Here is an 18,136-nt window from a genome sequence, read left to right on the forward strand (position 1 = left end):
CGCCGTCGTGGGCGCCGCAGCGCCGGCTGACCCGCACCTCGGCGGCGCGGAATTGCGCCGCGAGCTTTGGCTGCGGGTCAGCCGCGCTGGCGGGGTCAGTCCGAGACGACGATCGTTTCGGCTGCCGCGAGGCGCGCCTTGCCACTCTCCAGGAGGGGTTCGACGGCGGCGCGAAGGGCCGTCATGGAGTCGTCCAGTTCCAGCATGACGGGGTGCTGGTACGCAATCAGCGAAAGGATGTCGCGCACCGCCTCGGCAGCGTCACCGGCATCAAGGGCCGGCTCATGGCCGACAAACACGTCGGTGGGAGCCTCCGCTGGCGCCGGCTCCGGCTCCTGCCCGGGTTCCGGCGTTGCCGGTGCCGCATAGCTCACGGCGAAGGCCCGGATCCGGCCCTTCTTTCCCGGCGCGACTCCTGCACCGAAGGCCGACTCCGGCTGCGCCCGCAGCACGATGGCGCCGTGGGCGCCGGTGAGCTCGTCCAGGAACAGCTTCTGAACCTGCCCCACGGACAGCACGCCGGGCGAATCCCAGCCGTGGATGGAGGTGTAGTACCTGCCCACAACGTCCGTCAGCTCCACGGATCCGGTGGCCAGGTCCATCACCACGTCGGATCCGGCGTTCTCGCCGCTGACCGGCCGTCCGCCGTAGTCCTTCTCCGGAAAGACCGGAAGCCGGAGGGCACCGGGCTCCACGATGACCAGCCGCGACCGCTGGATGGGCGACAGCCCGGCGGCCTCCGCGAAGGCTGCACCGGGGGTGCCGGGCTCCACCTTGGCACGCAGCTTCGTCACGCCCGACGCGCGTGTTCGGCTTCCCGCCGCAGCATGGCCAGCAGGCTGGCACCGATGCCGGCGCGCCGGTGGTCCCGGGCCACCTCGATGTAGGTCCACAGCCGCTCGGGGTGCAGCGAGGCTTCGTAGACGACGCCGGCCGCCACGGGGATGCCGACGCCGTCAAGAACGTCCTCGGCCACGATGCAGCGGCGCCACGGGGTGCCGGCTCCCCCGTTGGAGGAGACCGCAAGGGCGCCGCGGAACTGGCGGGCCTGGGCGGTTTCCGGGCCACCCCAGATCTCCAGGAGCGCCAGGTCGTCGCCTTCGCGCCATTCGCGGTATTCGATGGCCATGGCTAGGCCCCGATCAGGCGTGCGGCCAGGTAGCCCTCCACCTTGTCCAGGGAGACGCGTTCCTGGCTCATGGTGTCCCGTTCGCGGATGGTCACTGCCTGGTCCTCGAGGGTGTCGAAGTCGACGGTGATGCAGAACGGGGTGCCGATTTCGTCCTGGCGGCGGTAGCGGCGTCCGATGGCGCCGGCGTCATCGAAGTCGATGTTCCAGTTCTTCCGCAGCTGGGCGCCGAGGTCCTTGGCCTTCGGGGACAGGTCCTCGTTGCGGCTCAGCGGCAGCACGGCGGCCTTGACCGGGGCCAGGCGCGGGTCAAGCTTAAGGACGGTGCGGACGTCCACGCCGCCCTTGGCATTGGGTGCCTCGTCCTCGGTGTAGGCGTCAATCAGGAAGGCCATGAAGGACCGGGTGAGCCCGGCGGCGGGCTCGATGACGTACGGGGTGTACCGCTCGTTGGTGGCCTGGTTGAAGTAGCTCAGGTCCGTACCGGACGCCTTGGCGTGGGTGGAGAGGTCAAAGTCGGTGCGGTTTGCAATGCCTTCCAGCTCGCCCCACTCCGAGCCCTGGAAGCCGAAGCGGTACTCGATGTCCGTGGTGCCCTTGGAGTAGTGGCTGAGTTTTTCCTGCGGGTGCTCGAAGAAGCGGAGGTTCTCCTCGCGGATGCCCAGGCCGGTGTACCAGGCCATGCGCTCCTTCATCCAGTACTGGTGCCATTCCTCGTCCGTGCCGGGCTCGACGAAGAACTCCATTTCCATCTGCTCGAACTCGCGGGTGCGGAAGATGAAGTTGCCCGGGGTGATCTCGTTGCGGAAGGACTTGCCGATCTGGCCGATGCCGAACGGCGGCTTCTTGCGGGACGTGGTGAGCACGTTGTTGAAGTTCACGAAGATGCCCTGGGCGGTTTCCGGGCGGAGGTAGTGCAGGCCTTCCTCGCTGGCCACGGGGCCCAGGAAGGTCTTGAGCAGGCCGGAGAATTCCTGCGGCTCGGTCCATTCGCCGCGGGTGCCGCAGTTGGCGCAGGCAATGTCCTTGAGGCCGTTTTCGGCAGGACGGCCCTTCTTTTCCTCGTACTCTTCCTCGAGGTGGTCCGCGCGGTAGCGCTTGTGGCAGGACAGGCACTCCACCAGCGGGTCGGAGAAGACCTCCACGTGGCCGGACGCTTCCCATACCTGGCGGGGCAGGATGACGGAGGAGTCCAGGCCCACCACGTCCTCGCGGCCGCGGACCACGGACTGCCACCACTGGCGCTTGATGTTTTCCTTCAACTCGGCGCCAAGGGGCCCGTAATCCCAGGCAGAACGCGAACCTCCGTAGATCTCACCGGCCTGGAACACGAAGCCCCTCCGCTTGGAGAGGGAGATGACCTGGTCGAGAACGGATTTTGCTGCCATGGGGGTAACTCCAATTTCTACCGGGCCGCTGGGTGCGGTCCGCGTTAGTCAGGCCCCGGGCAACACCAGAGGTATGGCACGTCCGGCGGCCGGGCGGGGCGGATGAAGGGATGCGAAAAAGCTGCGTGTCCTAGCCTACCGGCCGCCGCCCGCGGAGCGCGCCCCGCGGCCACGGCAGGGTGGCGAGGATGATGGCGCCCAGGGTCAGCACGGTGCCCAGGACTGTGGCCGGCGCCACCACGGTGCCGGGGGCCGGCAACACCACGTCGAGGGCGAGGGACCCGAGCAGCTGGCCGGCGATCATGCCCAGCCCGGTCACCAGCACGCCCAGGCTGCGGACCAGGAGTGCCCCCAGGCCAATGAACACGCAGCCCATGGGTCCGCCCAGGTAGTACCACCACTCCCCCGGCAGCGGATTGCCCGGGCCCGCCACCAGCAGCTTGACGCCGAGCGCCGCCCAGAGCACCAGGCTGCCCGCCAGGAAGTTGACCAGCGTGGCCGCGATGGGTGTTCCGTAGTGCATGGTGGCGGTCCCGTTCATGGCCTGCTGGAAGCTCATCAGGAACCCTGCCGCCACGGGGAGCAGGAGAGGAAGGAGAAGTCCGGCCGGGCCGCCGTCGCCGGTTGCACCGGAGCCGGCGAAGCGCGGCGATACAGCCCAGGCGACGGAGGCGATGGTCAGCACGCAGCCGATGACCCGGATGCCGGTGACCGGCTTCTTTCCGGCCGGGCCGAGGCCCAGCCGGTCCACGAGGAGCCCGCTCACCGTCTGCCCGGTGACAGTGGCCACCGTGAACAGGGCCACGCCCAGGAGGCCCACCGTGAAGGACTGGGCGAAGACAAAGAGCGCGCCGATGCCCCCGGCCAGGACGTAGATCCGGGGAAACGCCCTGGACCGGACCGCGGGAAGGATCCGGGCCAGTCCGGCGCGGCCGCGCGGCAGGAGGAGCGAGATGAGGATCATGACCAGCAGGCCTGTGCTGAAACTCACTACGGCGGCGGCAATGCCGTCACCAAGGCGGGCCCCGAGTGCACCGTTGATCCGGCCCTGGACAGGGATGGCAAGGCCGGCGCCCACCGCCAGCGGAAGGCCTGCGAGGACAGGCAGGCGGGAGGTGGAGGTCATTGAATCCACCTTACGTCAGGCATTATTGCTCTATGAGCAACCCCGTTGAGGACGTCCCCATCCGCGACAGCATGATCCGCCTGGGCCAGCTGCTGAAGCTTGCCAACCTCGTGGAGGACGGCGTGGAGGCCACCGAGCTGATCAAGAACGGGCTGGTCAAAGTCAACGGCGAGATCGATGACCGGCGCGGCCGCCAGCTGCGCAACGGCGACACCGTCACGGTGAACAACCAGACCGTACGGGTCGTCGCACCGGAGGCCTGAGGCGCCGGAACGGCAGCAGACGTGGCGGCGGAAAAGCCGCCGCCCGCCGTCGTACGCCTTACTTCTTCAGGACCTCGTGGGTGAGGAACTCGCCGACGTGCCCGATTTCCTGCTGGTTGATGCCGTGCCACATGCCGGTGTACAGCACCTTGGTCAGCTTGACGTGCTTGCGGACCCACGCCATGGTGAAGTCGATCTTGTCCGGGGTGATGACCGGGTCCTGCTGGTCGCGGCCCCAGAACATGGGCACGGTGCCGTCCAGTTCATCGTCCCGGAAGGTGGGGTCGCCGTCGGCGTCCACCACGAAGCCTGACAGGCCGACGACGGCTGCGAAGTCCGTGGGCCGCTGCCGCAGGAGGGTGGTGGCCATGGCCATTCCCATCGAGAAGCCAAGAAGCGTCACCGACGGGTGCCCCACCCGGATGGCGTCGATCCATTCCAGGACGTAGGCCGAGGCCGCCTTGACCCGCTCCAGGGAGTAGTCGATGGACGCGGTGAGCGGGAACCATGTGAAGCCGGGGCCCATGGCGATGGGCGCGCGCACGGAGGCGACGGCGAAGTCCCCCGGCAGCAGGTCCGCGAGGCTCAGCAGGTCCTGCTCGTTGGCGCCGTAGCCGTGCAGCAGCACCAGCAACGGCTTTCCGTCTCGCTGGTCCTCGGGGTGGGACCACAGGACAACAGGGGCAGGAAATACTTCGGCTTCAGTCATGGTTTCCATTCTTATCAGCTACTCCAAGGTAACAACCTACGTTCGCGTAGCCAGCAGGCCGGAAGGCAGGATAGGACCGTGACCGACGCAAGTGCCATCCAGACTCCGCCCGCACACGCCGGATCCCACCCCTGGACCCGGTATGTGGCCATGGGTGATTCCTTTACCGAGGGCATCGGCGACCCCGAACCCTCCAGTCCCGGCGGCTACCGCGGCTGGGCCGACCGGGTGGCGGAGGAGCTGGGGCGCAGCCAGCCGGACTTTGCCTACGCCAACCTGGCTGTCCGCGGCAGGCTGCTGCAGCAGATCGTGGACCAGCAGCTGGCCCCGTGCCTGGCGCTGAAGCCGGACCTCGTCACCCTGTCCGCCGGCGGCAACGACCTGATCCGGCCCGGCGGCGATCCCGACGCCCTGGCGGAGAAGCTCGATTCCGTGGTCCAGATCCTGGCCATGGGCGGCGCCACCGTGGTCCTCTTTAATGGCCCTGATACGGGTTCCTCGGTGCTCGGCCGGATCCGGAGCAAGGTGGCCATCTACAACGAGAACCTGCGCACCGTCGCGGCCCGGCACGACGCCATCATTGCGGACATGTGGTCCCTCCGGCAGCTCAGCGACCCCCAGATGTGGGACCAGGACCGCCTGCACTTCTCACCACTCGGCCACCACACCATTGCGGCGATGGTGCTGGACGCCTGAACGTGGAGCACGGCCTGGAACCGCTCCAGCCCAAGCCGCTTCCGCCCCGGTCGTGGCGGGAGGCGCGGTCCGGGGACCTGGTGTGGGCGCGCGAATACTTCGTCCCGTGGGTGCTGCGCCGGCTGCGGCAGCAGTCCTCCGGTGACGGCATCACCGCCAAGCGTCCGACGCCGGGTCCCGTCTTCGGCCCGGGCGTCCCCCTGGGCTCCGGCGAGGGCCCGCCGGGAAACACCGGGGCGGCCCTTCGGTCATAGGGCCGGGAAGACCGATCCCGACGGCGGCCAGTCCAAGGCGGTGGGCATGGAACCTGATGAGGTGGTGCGGCTGAGGCTGCAGGCCCAAATGCTCCGCGAGCCGCGCGCCGGGTCCCCCGGGACGGCCCTCCGCAGGCTCCTGGCGGTGCAGGCACAGGAGTTTCCCTATGCCCGCTGGAGCCTGGCGCAGCGCGTCTCGTCCACCGGACGTGCCGCTGTAACGGCCGCAGACATCGAGCAGGCCGTGGCCGACGGGACGGTCCTGCGCACCCACATCCTCCGGCCCACCTGGCACTTCGTCCACCGCGAGGACCTGCGCTGGCTTACGGCCCTCTCCGCCCCGCGGCTCCACGGGCTCAATGCCTTGACGTACCGGCGCACCGGGATCGATGCCGCCACGGCCGGCCGGACAGCCGAAGTGCTGGCCGGCGCTGTCGCCGGCGGCCACCACCTGACCCGCGAGCAACTCGCGGAAGAGCTGCGGGCAGCCGGCTTCGAGGCCAGTGGACTGCGGCTTGCCTACATCATCATGCAGGCCGAGGTCAGCGGCATCCTGGCCAGCGGGACGCCTGTCCGCAGCCCGGGCGGGGCGCTCAAACAGACCTACGCCGTCTTCGACGAGCGGGTTCCGGCCGGTCCGCAGCCGGCACCGGACCGGGAGGAAGCCCTGGCTGAACTCGCCTTCCGCTATTTCACCAGCCGCGGCCCGGCCACGGCCAAGGACTGCGCCGGCTGGTCGGGACTGACGGTGACGGATGTCCGGAAGGGGGTGCGGCTGGCCAGGGAGGCACGGCCCGATGCGCTGGCCGCAACGATGATTGACGGCGTCGAGCATTATTTCGCGGCCGGCGGCGCGGACCCGGGGAGTCAGGCCGGCGGGACTCCGGCTCCGGGACCGCGGATCGACCTGGTCCAGTGCTACGACGAATACATCATGGGCTACTTCGCCACCCGGCACTATATGGGCGGCGGCGCCCCTGCCTTTCCCTTCGCCGGCGAGCCCATCCACGTGGTGCTGCTGGATGGCCGGGCGGCAGGCTCGTGGCGGCACCGGCTGCTTACGGACCGCTGCGAACTGGATATCCGCCTGCATGATCCCGCCGCTGCCACCACTGGATCACCGCTGGCCGCCGCAGTCCAGGAAGCCGTGGACCGGTACGCCGCCTTCACCGGACTCCCGGCCGTCCGGGTACCGTCCGGGACTAAGCTTGAAGGACACACATGAGAGGCGCAGCACCGTGAGCAACATGTTTTTCTGGATCATCATCCTGTCACTCCTGATCCCGGTGGCCATGCGGATGTACCGGAAATCGGTGGCCCGCCGGAACTATGACCAAAGCTTCCCCGGCCGGTACCCCGAACAGTTCCCCGGCGCAGGGCCGTTCCCGGGTTCCGGGCAGTTTCCCGGCTCCGCCGGTCCGCAGAGCAAGCAGCCCCGTGACGGTTACACCCAGCAGGACTACTTCGCGGGCGGGTTCCGCCAGCTGGACCGGCCGCAGCCGCTGGACAACCCGCAGCCCTTGGACAACCCGCAGCCGTTCCCCAACCAGCAACCACTGCCCAACCAGTACGGCCAGCCGCCGGTGCAGCATCCCGCCCCTGAACAGCCGGCTGCGCCCGCCACTCCCCCGCCGCCGTCGGCACCCCAGGGCTACCGGGCCCGCAAGCTCGCGGAACTGGACCAGCAGTACAGCAACGGCGAACTGTCCATGGAGGAGTACATGGCCCGCCGCGGCGACATCATGAACGGCTAGGAGTCAGTCCACCTGCGGGAATCCGAGATCGACCACCGAGGTGGACGGGTCGGGCCACCTGGTGGTCACCACCTTTCCGCGCGTGTAGAACCGGATGCTGTCCGGACCGTACATGTGGGTGTCGCCGAACAGGGAATTCTTCCAGCCGCCGAACGAGAAGGTGCCCACCGGCACGGGGATGGGCACGTTGACGCCCACCATTCCCGCCTCGACGTCGAATTCGAACTGCCGCGCCGCACCGCCGTCGCGCGTGAAGATGGCGGTACCGTTGCCGAACTCGTTTTCGTTGACCAGCCGCACGGCGTCGCTGTAGCTCTCCGCCCGGACCACGGACAGGACGGGGCCGAAGATCTCGTCGTCGTAGACCTTCATGCCGGGCTTGACGTGGTCTATCAGGCTGACGCCGAGGAAGAAGCCGTCCGAGTCAAACTGCTGCTCCCGGCCGTCCACCACCACGCTGGCGCCTTCGCTTTCCGCCCCGGCCACATAGGAGGCCACGCGGTCGCGGTGTTCTGCGGTGATCAGCGGCCCCATCTGTGAGGACGGGTCCGTGCCGGGACCAATCTTCAGGTCCGCCATCCGGCTCTTGATGGCTGCCACGAGGTCGTCGGCGATGTTGCCCACCGCCACCAGAACGCTGACCGCCATGCACCGCTCGCCTGCCGAGCCATACGCGGCGGACACCGCAGCGTCGGCGGCCATGTCCAGGTCGGCGTCGGGAAGGACCACCATGTGGTTCTTTGCACCGCCGAGCGCCTGGACACGCTTGCCATGATCCGCGGCGCGCTTGTAGATGGACTGGGCAATGGGTGTGGAACCTACGAAGCTGACGGCCTTCACGTCACGGTGCTCCAGCAGGACGTCCACCGCTTCCTTGTCGCCCTGGACCACGTTCAGCACCCCGGGAGGCAGGCCTGCCTCCGCGAAGACCTCCGCAATGAACACAGCTGATGAGGGGTCCTTCTCGCTCGGTTTGAGCAGGACCGTGTTGCCGCAGGCGAGCGCGCTGCCGATCATCCACAGGGGAACCATCGCGGGGAAGTTGAACGGCGTGATGCACGCCACCACTCCCACGGGCTGGCGGACGGAGTGCACGTCCACCCCGCCCGAGACCTGCTCGGAGTGCTCGCCCTTGAGCATGTGGGACAGCCCGGTGGCGAACTCGATGTTCTCCAGGCCGCGGGAAATCTCGCCTTCGGCGTCGGACAGCACTTTGCCGTGTTCGCTGGTAAGGATCGCGGCCAGCTCCGGCTTGCGCTTGGTCAGGATTTCGCGGACCTTGAAGAAGATCCCGCTGCGCCGGGCCAGGCTGGTGGCCCGCCAGCCGGGAAGTGCCGCCTTTGCTGCCGCAATGGCTTCCTCCACCCGGGCGCCGGACGCGAGCACCACCTGCTTTTCCTGCCGGCCGGTGGCGGGGTTGAAGACGGGGCCAAAGCGCTCTGCGTCGGTGATCCGCTGGCCGTTGATGATGTGGGGAATGGTCTGCATGGATGCCTCTTTCGAAATGGTCGTCGTGCGGGGTGTCAGTCAGCGGTGCGGAGCGAGCCGTCCACCAGCTTGATGATCATGGAGCAGTCCTTGCCGGCCTCCCCCGCATCGACGAGGCGCTGGAAGAGCTGCTGCACGTGCCTGCCGATCTCCAGCGGGGTGCCGGTGTCCTCGGCGGCACTGATGGCCAGGCCAATGTCCTTGTTGGCCAGTTCCGTCGTGAACGTGGGCGCGAACCCGTTGTTCGAGGCGGCGGTGTCCACCACGCCCGGGACCGGGTACCAGGTGCGCAGGGCCCAGCTGTCCCCGGATGAAACAGAGGCAATGTCCCAGAAGACCTGCTTGTCGAGGCCGAGCCGGTCCGCCAGCACCGCCCCCTCGGCCGTTGACGCCAGGTTGATGAACAGCATGAGGTTGTTGCAGATCTTGGCTGCCTGGCCTGTCGTGGCGCCGCCGGTGGGGATGATGTTGGCGGCCATCGGCCGGATGTACTCCGTGGCATCCGCCACCGCACCATCCTCGCCGCCGACCATGAACGTCAGCGTCCCGGCCTTCGCCCCGCTCATGCCGCCCGAGACCGGCGCGTCGACGAACCGGAAGCCGGCGGCAGCAGCGGCGTCGTGCAGTTCCTGCGCCGAGGCGATGTCGATGGTGGAGGAATCCACCAGCAGGGTGCGGGTGTCTGCGTGGGCAAGGACGCCGTCCGCGCCGAGGTAGACGGCCCTGGCGTGCTCGCCCTTGGGGAGCATGGTGAAGACGGCGTCGGCTCCCTCCACTGCCTCGGCAATGCTGCCGGCAGGCTTGACCCCGCCGGCTTCAGCCGCGGCGAGGGCTGCCTGGTTGAGGTCGAAGCCGCGCACCTCATGTCCGGCCTTTGCCAGGTTCACTGACATGGACCCGCCCATGTTCCCCAGTCCAATCCATCCGATTACTGCCATCGCCCAGGCTCCTTTGCTCTGTGGCCGGCCGCCATGGCCGGAACGTCCAGTGACTACCGTCACATGCTGCTAGAGTGCAATCAAGGGGAAAAATCACAGACGGTATGTGCATTCATGCACATCGACGGAAGGTTTCACCAGTGGCCCGGCTTCCCAGCCCAGACGACCTGCTGATTCTCCTGACCGTGGCACGGCTGGGACGGTTCAACGCCGTCGCCGAGAGCCTGGGAACCACGCACACCACCATTTCGCGGCGCATCCTTGCCCTGGACCGGCAGCTGGGCGGCAGGACGCTGGAACGGAGCCCGCACGGCTGGGAACTGACCGAACTGGGAGCCTCGGCAGTGGCCGCCGCCGAGGCCATCGAGGAGACACTGGGTTCACTTGCCGGCACCATCGGCCAGGAACGGGATGCGCTGTCCGGCATGGTCCGGATCAGCACGTCGGACGGTTTTGGTGCCGAATTTGTGGCCCCGGCACTGGTCCGCCTCCAGCAGCGCCATCCCCTGCTGAATATCGAGATGCTCAGCGCAACCCGCAAGGTCAGCCGCAACCGGTCCGGGGTGGACCTGGAAGTGGTGGTGGGCGGAACCGACGTCAGCAACGCCCAGACGATCTTCCTCACCAACTACTACCTCAGGCTTTACGCCAGCCCCGCCTATGCGGCCCGGCACGGACTGCCGGAAACGCCCGACGGCGTGGGGCAGCACGGCTTCGTGTCCTACGTTGAATCCGCCTTGCAGGTGGCAGAGCTCGGCCACCGGTCCTCGCAGTTGCCCGCGCCGAAATCCAGCTTCCAGGCCACGAGCATCTTCGCCCAGGTGGAGGCGGTACGCAGGGGCGCCGGCATCGGGCTGCTCCCCAATTTCATGGTGGCGCGCGACTCCGGGTTCGTCCCCGTCCTTCCGCACGATTTCGAGCGCCAGCTTCCCATTTGGGCAGTGGCGCGGCCGGAGTCGATGCGGTCCGCACGCGTCCAGGCGGTTATTGCCGCGCTCAAGGAAGAGGTGGCGGCGCGGCAGGACCTGCTGGCCGCCTGAACGCTGCCGCGGCGCGGCAGCATTCAGGGACGGAAGAGCCTGCGCACTACCTTTCCTGCCGCCAGGGCGTCCAGGCCTTCGTTGATCTCGGCGAGCGGGCGCGTGTCCGAGTGCAGCAGTTCGACCGGCAGCCGGCCGTCCCGCCAGTACTCCAGGTAGCGCGGGATGTCCCGGTCCGGGACGGCATCGCCCATGTACGAGCCGAGCAGCCGCTTGCCCGCACCGGCGAACTGCAGGGCCGGAACCACCAGTTCCGCCGACGGGTGCGGCAGTCCCACCGAAACCACGGCGCCGCCCCTGGCCACCAGTTCCAGGCAGGAGGCGATGACACGGGCAGAGCCCACGGCCTCCACGGCAACGTCCACCCCGTCCCCGGCGGCCCCTGCAATCAGCCCGGCTGCTTCCTCTGGAGTACCGGCAGCGCTGGCACCGCAGTCGAGGGCCAGCTGGTGCTTGCCGGGGTTCGGATCGATGGCGATGATCGAGGCAGCGCGGGCAATGCGGGCGGCCATGACTGCCGAAAGGCCGACGGCGCCGAGGCCAAACACGGCAACTGATTGCCCGCCGTCGACCTGTGCCGTGTTGAACACCGCTCCCATGCCCGTCAGCACAGCGCAGCCGAACATCGCGGCAACCGTGTCCGGAATGTCGTCGTCGACCACCACTACCGATTCGCGCGCCACCACCGCATAGTCTGCAAAGGCCGAAACGCCAAGGTGGTGGTTGATGCGCTCCCCTGACCGGGTCCGCAGCAGAGCCTCACCGTGCAGGAGGTCGCCGGACCCGTTGACGTCGGCAGCGCGGTGGCACAGGGCGGGCCGGCCTGCCCGGCACGCACGGCAGTCGCCACAGCTGGGAACAAAGACCAGCACCACGTGGTCGCCCGGGGAGACGTCCGTGACGCCGTCGCCCACCGAGACCACCCTGCCCACCGCCTCATGCCCGAGCGCCATCGGCAGGGGCCGGACGCGTGAACCGTCCACGACGGAGAGGTCGGAGTGGCACAGGCTCGAATAGGTGATGGAGATTCCCAGCTCGCCCGCCCGGGGCTCGGGCCGTTCCAGCTCCTCCACGGTCAGGGGGCGCGCCTCGGAGTAACTGGTTCCCGCAGGAACGGTGTTGTAAAGGACAGCGGCTCGCATGAAGGTTCCTTGCTGTGGTTATGGGGTGGTGGTCATGCGGCTGCCCGGACACGGAATCCGGGCCCGGGCAGCTGCCTAGCCTGTAGTGCCTGGCTGCGTCCTACTTCTTGCTGGCAGCCAGGAGGTCCGCGGTGCCCTTGGCGTCCGCGGCATCGACGTCGTGCAGTGAAATACCCCTGGTCTCCTTGAGGAAGAGCACGGACACAGCCGTCACGACGCAGGCGGCAAGGAGGTAGAGGGCTACCGGAAGGGACGACTTGAAGTTGCCCAGCAGGGCGGTGGCGATGATCGGAGCCAGCGAGCCGGCAACGATCGAAGTCACCTGGTAGCCCAGGGACACGCCGGAGTAGCGCATCCGGGTGGGGAACATCTCGGCCATGATGGACGGCTGGCCGGCGTACATCAGCGCGTGGAAGAGCAGGCCGATGGTGATGGCGGCCAGGATGACCATGTCGTTGGCTGTGTCCATCATGGGGAAGGCGAAGAAGCCCCAGGTTCCGCCGAGGATGGCGCCCGCCATGTAGACGGGCCGCCGCCCGAAGCGTCGGAGAGCTTGCCGACCAGCGGGACGGCGCAGAAGTGGATGAAGTGCGCCACCAGCAGCAGGAGCAGGATCCGCGAGGTGTCCGTCTGGACGACCACCTTCAGGTACGTGATGGAGAACGTGACCACCAGGTAGTAAAGGATGTTTTCGGCGAACCGGAGGCCCATGGCGGTGAAGACGCCGCGAGGGTAGCGGCGGAAGACTTCGGCAACGCCGTAGCCCTTCTTTTCCGCAGTGACTTCCTTCCGGGCTTCGATGAAGATCGGAGCGTCCTGGACCTTGGTGCGGATGTAGTAGCCGATGATGACGATGACGGCGGACAGCCAGAACGCCACGCGCCAGCCCCAGCCGAGGAAGGCTTCCTGCGACAGGGTCGAGGACAGGGTGAACAGGACGCCCGTGGCCAGCAGGTTGCCCATGGGAACAGCGGACTGCGGCCAGCTGGCCCAGAAGCCGCGCGAGTGGCTGGGGCTGTGCTCTGCCACCAGCAGCACGGCGCCGCCCCATTCACCGCCGACCGCGAAGCCCTGCACGAACCGCAGGAAGACCAGCAGCGCCGGTGCCCAGTAGCCGATTTGGGCGAAGGTGGGCAGGCAGCCCATGAGGAACGTGGCAACGCCCACCATGATGATGCTCAACTGGAGGAGCTGCTTGCGGCCGAACTTGTCCCCAAAGTGGCCAAAGACAATTCCGCCGATAGGCCGGGCAACGAAGCCCACGGCGTAGGTGACGAAAGCGGCAATAATGCCGTCCAGTTCCGTGCCCGAATTGGGGAAGAACGTTTTGCCGAACACCAGTGTGGCGGCAGAGGCGTAGAGGAAGAACTCATACCATTCCACCACCGTGCCGGCCATAGAGGCCGTGACGACTTTCTTCAGCCCTGAGGCCTTGACGTCGGTTTCCTCAAGCCGCCCTGCGGCGGAGTGTTCCGTACTCATGAATGAACTCCTTTGGCGTCTCCGTCGACACCACAATGGGACCGGATGGCGGCTTTGTGATTTGCATAACAAAACCGCAGGTTCACACGAGTATTGCTTGGTACAGCCGGGAGCTCAACGCCGAATAGTGCAGAAAGCATCTGCAAAAATGCACACTTGGCGCGGCGGCACACCGCGTGCCACGGCGTGAAAGCGCCCGGGCTGCGCAGTGGTTCAGGGCAGGAGGTGCTGGCGGAGCTGGTTCCCGAGCTGACCGATTTCCGTCAGGAAGCCATCGTGGCCGATCGGCGCCTGGATCAGGTGCACGTCCACGTCCCCCGGCAATGCCCGTGCCAGTTCCTGCGACTGGGACGGGAAGTAGAGCCGGTCCGAGTCGACGGCCGCGATGAAGAACCGGGCCTCGGAGCGGGCCAGCGTCTCGGCCAGCGTTCCGCGCCCCCTGCAGACGTCGTGGCTCATCAGCGCCTCGGTGATGGCGATGTAGCTGTTGGCGTCGAAGCGCTGGACCAGCTTGTTGCCCTGGTGGTCCAGGTAGCTCTCCACCTGGTAGCGGCCGCGGGCCGACAGGCAGTCAGCCTGCAGCGGCGATTCGGGGGCCTGCGGCTCCCGGCCGAACCTGCCCTCCAGTTCGGCGGCGGAGCGGTAGGTGATGTGGGCAATGCGCCGCGCAAGGGCCAGGCCGTCCTCGGGGAACGGGCCGCCGTAGTAGTCGCCGCCGTTGAAGTTGGGGTCCTGGCGGATGGCGAGGGTCTGGGCCTGGGCAAACGCGATCTGCTCAGCCGTGCTGGCGGCGCCGACCGAAATCACGGCGCAGCGCTTTACCCGCTCCGGGTAGGTGACGGCCCATTCCAGGGCGCGGGCACCGCCCATGGAGCCGCCGAGGACCGCGTACCAGCTGCCGATTCCGAGCTGGTCTGCCAGCCGGGCCTCTGCCACTGTGCTGTCCCGCAGCGTCACCAGGGGGAAGCGGGAACCCCACGGCGTCCCGTCCGGGGCGGGCGACGACGGCCCGGTGGACCCGTAGCAGCCGCCCACGATGTTGATGGACACCACGAAGAACCGGTCAGTGTCCACGGGGGCGCCGGGCCCGGCGAGCTGTTCCCACCAGCCGGGTTCGTCGCTGTCGCCGCGGGTGACGTGGGTGCTGCCGGTCAGGGCGTGCTCGATCAGGATGGCGTTGCTGCCGTCCGCGTTGAGCGTGCCCCACGTTTCGTAGGCGAGCGTGACGTCCGGCAGGTAGCCGCCGGCTTCCAGTTCCAGGCCCCCGATGGAGGCGTAACGGACAATTCCGTGCTCGGGAACGGTGGTACGGGTGACGGTAACCGTCATGGCAAGACCTCTTCTACGCGCTTGCCCACCGGCGGAATGACCGGCAGGCCAGGTCTTCACCCGGGGCACCCCACCGCGGAAGGAGGGTTGCCGGCCAGCAAGCCGGGGCTGTCACTGGCACTCATGACCTGGTTCGAGTGTACGAAACACCACCCGCCCCGGGCCAAGAGTGTGACTGGTTGTGACTTCCCCGGCCGTGCGCACCCGGGTGGCCACCCGCCGTCGGGCGTTGCTCCCGGCTCAGCTCCCCGGGCCGTGCGCTCAGGCGCCTGAGGCCTCCTTTGCCGCGCGGAAGCCGGCCTCGAGGTCGGCGAGGATGTCGTCGATGTGCTCCAGGCCCACGGAGAGGCGGACCAGTCCCGGGGCGACGCCGGCCGCGGCCTGCTGCTCCGGGGACAGCTGGCTGTGCGTGGTCGACGCCGGGTGGATGACCAGCGAGCGGACGTCGCCGATGTTGGCAACGTGGGAGTGCAGTTCCAGGGCGTCCACGAACCGCTTGCCCGCTTCGGCGCCGCCGGCCAGGTTGAAGGCGACGATCGCGCCGGTGCCCCTGGGGCCGTACTTGCGGCCGCGCTCATACCAGGGACTGGAGGGCAGCCCGGCGTAGGCTACGGATTCGACGTCGTCCCGTGCTTCCAGCCACCGCGCAACCTCCTGGGCGTTGGCCACATGGCGCTCCACGCGCAGGCTCAGGGTCTCCAGTCCCTGCGAGATCAGGAAGGCGTTGAAGGGCGAAACGGCCGAACCGAGGTCACGCAGGAGCTGGACCCGGGCCTTGAGGATGTAGGACAGGTTGGCTCCCAGCGCTCCGCCCTCCCCCAGGTCGCGGCCGTAGACGAGGCCGTTGTAGGTGGGGTCCGGCGTGTTGAAGCCGGGGAAGCGTTCCGGGTCCTTGCTGAAGTCGAACTTGCCTGAATCGACGATGACGCCGGCAATTGCGGCGCCGTGGCCGCCCAGGTATTTGGTGGCCGAGTGGACCACGATGTCGGCGCCCCATTCCAGCGGCCGGATCAGGTACGGCGTGGACAGCGTGTTGTCCACGATCAGTGGTACGCCGGCCTCATGGGCGGTCCGGGAGACGCCTTCGATGTCCAGCACGTCCTGCCGTGGGTTGGACACCACCTCGGCAAAGAACAGCTTGGTGTTGGGCTGGACCGCCTCGCGCCAGTGGTCCAGGTTGTCCGGGTCCGCCACGAAGGTGACGGAGATGCCGAACTTCTTCAGGGTGTGGGCAAACAGGTTGTAGGTGCCGCCGTAAAGGCTGGGGCTGGCCACGATGTGGTCACCGGCCTCGGCGATGTTCAGGACGGCGAACGTCTCTGCCGCCTGCCCCGAGCTGAGGAGGAGCGCGGCGAGGCCCCCTTCAAGGCTGGCGATCCGCTGCTCCACGGCGTCCTGGGTCGGGTTGCCGATGCGCGTATAGATCGGGGCAAGCTCGGCGAGGGCGAAGCGGTTCGCGGCGCTCTCGGCGCTGGGAAAGACGAAGGAGGTGGTCTGGTAGATAGGCAGGGCGCGGGCGCCGGTGGCAGCATCCGGTTCCTGGCCGACGTGGATCTGGCGGGTTTCGAAGGACCATCCGTTGGACATTCAAGGCTCCTTTGACTGGGCCCGGCATGCTGGAAGCACCACGGGCCGCGCTTGCCATCCGGCCTTTTGCCGGACGGCCAGGTCCTCACCCGGGGCACCCCACCGCGGATGGAGGGTTGCCGGCCAGCGAGCCGGGGCTGTTGCTGGCACTCATGACCTGGGCCCAGTGTAGGAGTGCTCCGGGTCGGGCGGACACCATTGTGACGAACATGGTCCTGCGGGTTTTCCTCCCGTGGAGCAGGTCTCGAGGTTGCTGAAATCGGAAAATCCCAGTAAGGGTACCCTTAGCTGAGAGCCCGATCACAAAGTGCCAAGATGATGGCATGCGCATGGATCACGTCTCTTACGCCTGTGAACACGATGGCCTCGCGGCCACCACCGAACGTATTTCTTCTGCCCTCGGCGTTGAGGCAGTGAAGGGCGGGGTACACCCCCGGTTCGGTACCCGGAATATGATCATCCCGCTCGCGGGACACAAATACCTTGAGGTCGTGGAGGTCCTGGACCACCCGGCGTCGGACAAGGCTCCCTTTGGACAGGCCGTGCGGGCCCGCTCCGCAGCGGGCGGCGGCTGGATGGGTTGGTGCGTCGAAGTTGACGACCTTGCTCCGTTCGAGGCACGCCTGGGACGGGCTGCCGTCAACGGCAACCGCAAGTTCCCCGACGGCCGCGAGCTGGTGTGGAAGCAGATTGGAATCCTGGGCCTCATCGCCGATCCCCAGGTGCCCTACATGCTGAAGTGGGAGGGCGATCCGTCGCTCCACCCGTCCAACGCCTACGAGAGCAACATCAAGATGAGCTGCCTGACCATCGCCGGCTCGGCCTCCCGGGTTACCGAATGGCTGGGCGAGCCGGTGGAAAAGCCGCTGGAGGATGTTGCCGTTGAGTGGGTTGCCCCGCACGGCACGCCCGGCATCCTCTCGGTGACCTTCGAAACCCAAAACGGAGCGGTCACCATCTGACCTTCCCCTGACCGGGCATTTGGCCCGAGCGGGCTTCGGCCGCCATCAGGATGTGACAACGGCGTCACTTCCTGATGGCGGCCGAAGTTATTTAACCCGCGGGTGTTGTTTTCCCCTGGCTTAGGTCTTTTGGCATCAGCCACTCAAAATGTCACACCCTCCCGCGATGATGTGCGTATGGGAAACGGCATGGGCAGCGGAGCTAAGAGGAAGGCGCTGTTTCCTGCCATCGCGGCTCCCGGCGCCGGGCAGGGAGAAGCATGCGGAACAGCTCCAGCGCAAATTGTCAGTGCCTCCCGCGATGATGTGGGTATGGGAAACGGCTCAGGGACAGCAGCGGCGATGGAAGGCTTTTATGCCACTGCGGCCGCGCTGAATGGGCTGTTCCTTGAGGAAGAAGCCTTGAAGACCGCGCTTGCCAATGGAGATGCGGACGGATCCGGGGTTGATGTTCTCGGCCGACTGTTTGAACTTCGGTTGGAACGGCTTGGCCTGGAATCCAAGCTTGAGGCACAGACCACCGCACTCAAGGCCAGGGACGCTGCCCAGTGCCTTGACCTGCAGCAGGCCATGACCCCGCCCGATGCCTCCGCCCACGACCGCACGTTCACGGAAATATCAACAGTGGAAGAAATCGCCGGAGTCCTGACCATCAGCTACGGAGCAGCAGGGGCATTCATCACCCAGGCCCGTCGGGTCTGCGCCCTCCCCTCGGTCTACGGGAACCTGTCTTCAGGGGCATTGTCGTGGCAGGGCGCCAGGATCATCGCCGACGAAACAGAGGCCCTGGACCACCCCGCCGCCGTGGCCCTCGCGGACCACTTCCTGGACCCGGACGCACCGAACCCG

Annotated in this window: 13 protein-coding genes, 4 pseudogenes and 2 riboswitches; of the genes and pseudogenes, 7 read left to right on the top strand and 10 right to left on the bottom strand. The window is 67.5% G+C overall.

Features of this window, described 5'->3' with window-relative positions; genetic code table 11:
- Positions 1-95: 95 nt before the first annotated feature.
- From G205_RS18570 to G205_RS18580, 3 genes and pseudogenes are all read right to left on the bottom strand, one after another.
- Positions 96-1,129 (bottom strand): annotated as a pseudogene (locus G205_RS18570) (GNAT family N-acetyltransferase).
- A 2-nt stretch (positions 1,130-1,131) separates the two neighbouring features.
- Positions 1,132-2,517, bottom strand: a complete 1,386-nt coding sequence (locus tag G205_RS18575; RefSeq protein WP_009359370.1) for a glycine--tRNA ligase — start codon at positions 2,515-2,517, stop codon at positions 1,132-1,134.
- Between the two features lie 130 nt (positions 2,518-2,647).
- Positions 2,648-3,643: a DMT family transporter gene (locus G205_RS18580; protein ID WP_009359371.1), complete on the bottom strand. Its 996-nt coding sequence runs from the start codon at positions 3,641-3,643 to the stop codon at positions 2,648-2,650.
- Positions 3,644-3,675: 32 nt separating this feature from the next.
- Here G205_RS18580 and G205_RS18585 point away from each other — a divergent pair, with 32 nt between their 5' ends.
- Complete coding sequence (locus G205_RS18585) at positions 3,676-3,906, top strand: RNA-binding S4 domain-containing protein (RefSeq protein ID WP_009359372.1); 231 nt, start codon at positions 3,676-3,678, stop codon at positions 3,904-3,906.
- Between the two features lie 58 nt (positions 3,907-3,964).
- Here the strand turns inward: G205_RS18585 and G205_RS18590 are convergent, their stop codons facing one another.
- Positions 3,965-4,615, bottom strand: coding sequence for an alpha/beta hydrolase (locus tag G205_RS18590; RefSeq protein WP_009359373.1), 651 nt, complete (start codon positions 4,613-4,615; stop codon positions 3,965-3,967).
- 78 nt (positions 4,616-4,693) lie between these two features.
- Here G205_RS18590 and G205_RS18595 point away from each other — a divergent pair.
- The 3 genes and pseudogenes from G205_RS18595 (at position 4,694) to G205_RS18605 (ending at position 7,319) form a co-directional block, all read left to right on the top strand.
- A pseudogene (locus G205_RS18595) lies at positions 4,694-5,565 on the top strand (SGNH/GDSL hydrolase family protein).
- Between the two features lie 46 nt (positions 5,566-5,611).
- On the top strand, positions 5,612-6,790 hold the full coding sequence (locus G205_RS18600; RefSeq protein WP_009359374.1) for a winged helix DNA-binding domain-containing protein: 1,179 nt from the start codon (positions 5,612-5,614) through the stop codon (positions 6,788-6,790).
- A gap of 22 nt (positions 6,791-6,812) precedes the next feature.
- Positions 6,813-7,319 (top strand): hypothetical protein, encoded by a 507-nt coding sequence (locus tag G205_RS18605; RefSeq protein ID WP_235047085.1) that lies wholly within the window; start codon positions 6,813-6,815, stop codon positions 7,317-7,319.
- Positions 7,320-7,322: 3 nt separating this feature from the next.
- Here the strand turns inward: G205_RS18605 and G205_RS18610 are convergent, their stop codons facing one another.
- Both G205_RS18610 and mmsB read right to left on the bottom strand, forming a co-directional pair.
- Positions 7,323-8,807: a CoA-acylating methylmalonate-semialdehyde dehydrogenase gene (locus G205_RS18610; protein WP_009359376.1), complete on the bottom strand. Its 1,485-nt coding sequence runs from the start codon at positions 8,805-8,807 to the stop codon at positions 7,323-7,325.
- Positions 8,808-8,842: 35 nt separating this feature from the next.
- Positions 8,843-9,745, bottom strand: coding sequence for a 3-hydroxyisobutyrate dehydrogenase (mmsB, locus tag G205_RS18615; RefSeq protein WP_009359377.1), 903 nt, complete (start codon positions 9,743-9,745; stop codon positions 8,843-8,845).
- A gap of 140 nt (positions 9,746-9,885) precedes the next feature.
- On the opposite strand from mmsB, the gene G205_RS18620 reads away from it, so the two are divergent.
- Complete coding sequence (locus G205_RS18620; protein ID WP_009359378.1) at positions 9,886-10,785, top strand: LysR family transcriptional regulator; 900 nt, start codon at positions 9,886-9,888, stop codon at positions 10,783-10,785.
- 23 nt (positions 10,786-10,808) lie between these two features.
- On the opposite strand, the gene G205_RS18625 is transcribed toward G205_RS18620, so the two are convergent.
- From G205_RS18625 to G205_RS18640, 4 genes and pseudogenes are all read right to left on the bottom strand, one after another.
- Positions 10,809-11,927 (bottom strand): alcohol dehydrogenase catalytic domain-containing protein, encoded by a 1,119-nt coding sequence (locus G205_RS18625; protein ID WP_009359379.1) that lies wholly within the window; start codon positions 11,925-11,927, stop codon positions 10,809-10,811.
- A 100-nt stretch (positions 11,928-12,027) separates the two neighbouring features.
- Positions 12,028-13,409, bottom strand: a pseudogene (locus tag G205_RS18630) (MFS transporter).
- 213 nt (positions 13,410-13,622) lie between these two features.
- Positions 13,623-14,738: a homoserine O-acetyltransferase MetX gene (metX, locus tag G205_RS18635; protein WP_009359380.1), complete on the bottom strand. Its 1,116-nt coding sequence runs from the start codon at positions 14,736-14,738 to the stop codon at positions 13,623-13,625.
- A gap of 12 nt (positions 14,739-14,750) precedes the next feature.
- Positions 14,751-14,867, bottom strand: a riboswitch (SAM riboswitch).
- A gap of 132 nt (positions 14,868-14,999) precedes the next feature.
- Positions 15,000-16,325 (bottom strand): bifunctional o-acetylhomoserine/o-acetylserine sulfhydrylase, encoded by a 1,326-nt coding sequence (locus G205_RS18640; protein WP_009359381.1) that lies wholly within the window; start codon positions 16,323-16,325, stop codon positions 15,000-15,002.
- A gap of 42 nt (positions 16,326-16,367) precedes the next feature.
- Positions 16,368-16,483, bottom strand: a riboswitch (SAM riboswitch).
- Positions 16,484-16,648: 165 nt separating this feature from the next.
- On the opposite strand from G205_RS18640, the gene G205_RS18645 reads away from it, so the two are divergent.
- Both G205_RS18645 and G205_RS18650 read left to right on the top strand, forming a co-directional pair.
- Positions 16,649-17,287: a VOC family protein gene (locus G205_RS18645; RefSeq protein ID WP_009359382.1), complete on the top strand. Its 639-nt coding sequence runs from the start codon at positions 16,649-16,651 to the stop codon at positions 17,285-17,287.
- Positions 17,288-17,599: 312 nt separating this feature from the next.
- Positions 17,600-18,136: pseudogene (locus G205_RS18650) on the top strand (DUF222 domain-containing protein); the annotation flags it as partial.

Source organism: Arthrobacter nitrophenolicus, from assembly GCF_000332815.1.
In the GTDB taxonomy this organism is placed as follows: domain Bacteria; phylum Actinomycetota; class Actinomycetes; order Actinomycetales; family Micrococcaceae; genus Arthrobacter; species Arthrobacter nitrophenolicus.

What these genes read in the sequence shown, in the direction of transcription:
- G205_RS18575 (WP_009359370.1), bottom strand. Translation starts at nt 2,517, where the DNA reads ATGGCAGCAAAATCCGTTCTCGACCAGGTCATCTCCCTCTCCAAGCGG.
- G205_RS18580 (WP_009359371.1), bottom strand. Translation starts at nt 3,643, where the DNA reads ATGACCTCCACCTCCCGCCTGCCTGTCCTCGCAGGCCTTCCGCTGGCG.
- G205_RS18585 (WP_009359372.1), top strand. Translation starts at nt 3,676, where the DNA reads ATGAGCAACCCCGTTGAGGACGTCCCCATCCGCGACAGCATGATCCGC.
- G205_RS18590 (WP_009359373.1), bottom strand. Translation starts at nt 4,615, where the DNA reads ATGACTGAAGCCGAAGTATTTCCTGCCCCTGTTGTCCTGTGGTCCCAC.
- G205_RS18600 (WP_009359374.1), top strand. Translation starts at nt 5,612, where the DNA reads ATGGAACCTGATGAGGTGGTGCGGCTGAGGCTGCAGGCCCAAATGCTC.
- G205_RS18605 (WP_235047085.1), top strand. Translation starts at nt 6,813, where the DNA reads ATGTTTTTCTGGATCATCATCCTGTCACTCCTGATCCCGGTGGCCATG.
- G205_RS18610 (WP_009359376.1), bottom strand. Translation starts at nt 8,807, where the DNA reads ATGCAGACCATTCCCCACATCATCAACGGCCAGCGGATCACCGACGCA.
- mmsB (WP_009359377.1), bottom strand. Translation starts at nt 9,745, where the DNA reads ATGGCAGTAATCGGATGGATTGGACTGGGGAACATGGGCGGGTCCATG.
- G205_RS18625 (WP_009359379.1), bottom strand. Translation starts at nt 11,927, where the DNA reads ATGCGAGCCGCTGTCCTTTACAACACCGTTCCTGCGGGAACCAGTTAC.
- metX (WP_009359380.1), bottom strand. Translation starts at nt 14,738, where the DNA reads ATGACGGTTACCGTCACCCGTACCACCGTTCCCGAGCACGGAATTGTC.
- G205_RS18640 (WP_009359381.1), bottom strand. Translation starts at nt 16,325, where the DNA reads ATGTCCAACGGATGGTCCTTCGAAACCCGCCAGATCCACGTCGGCCAG.
- G205_RS18645 (WP_009359382.1), top strand. Translation starts at nt 16,649, where the DNA reads ATGCGCATGGATCACGTCTCTTACGCCTGTGAACACGATGGCCTCGCG.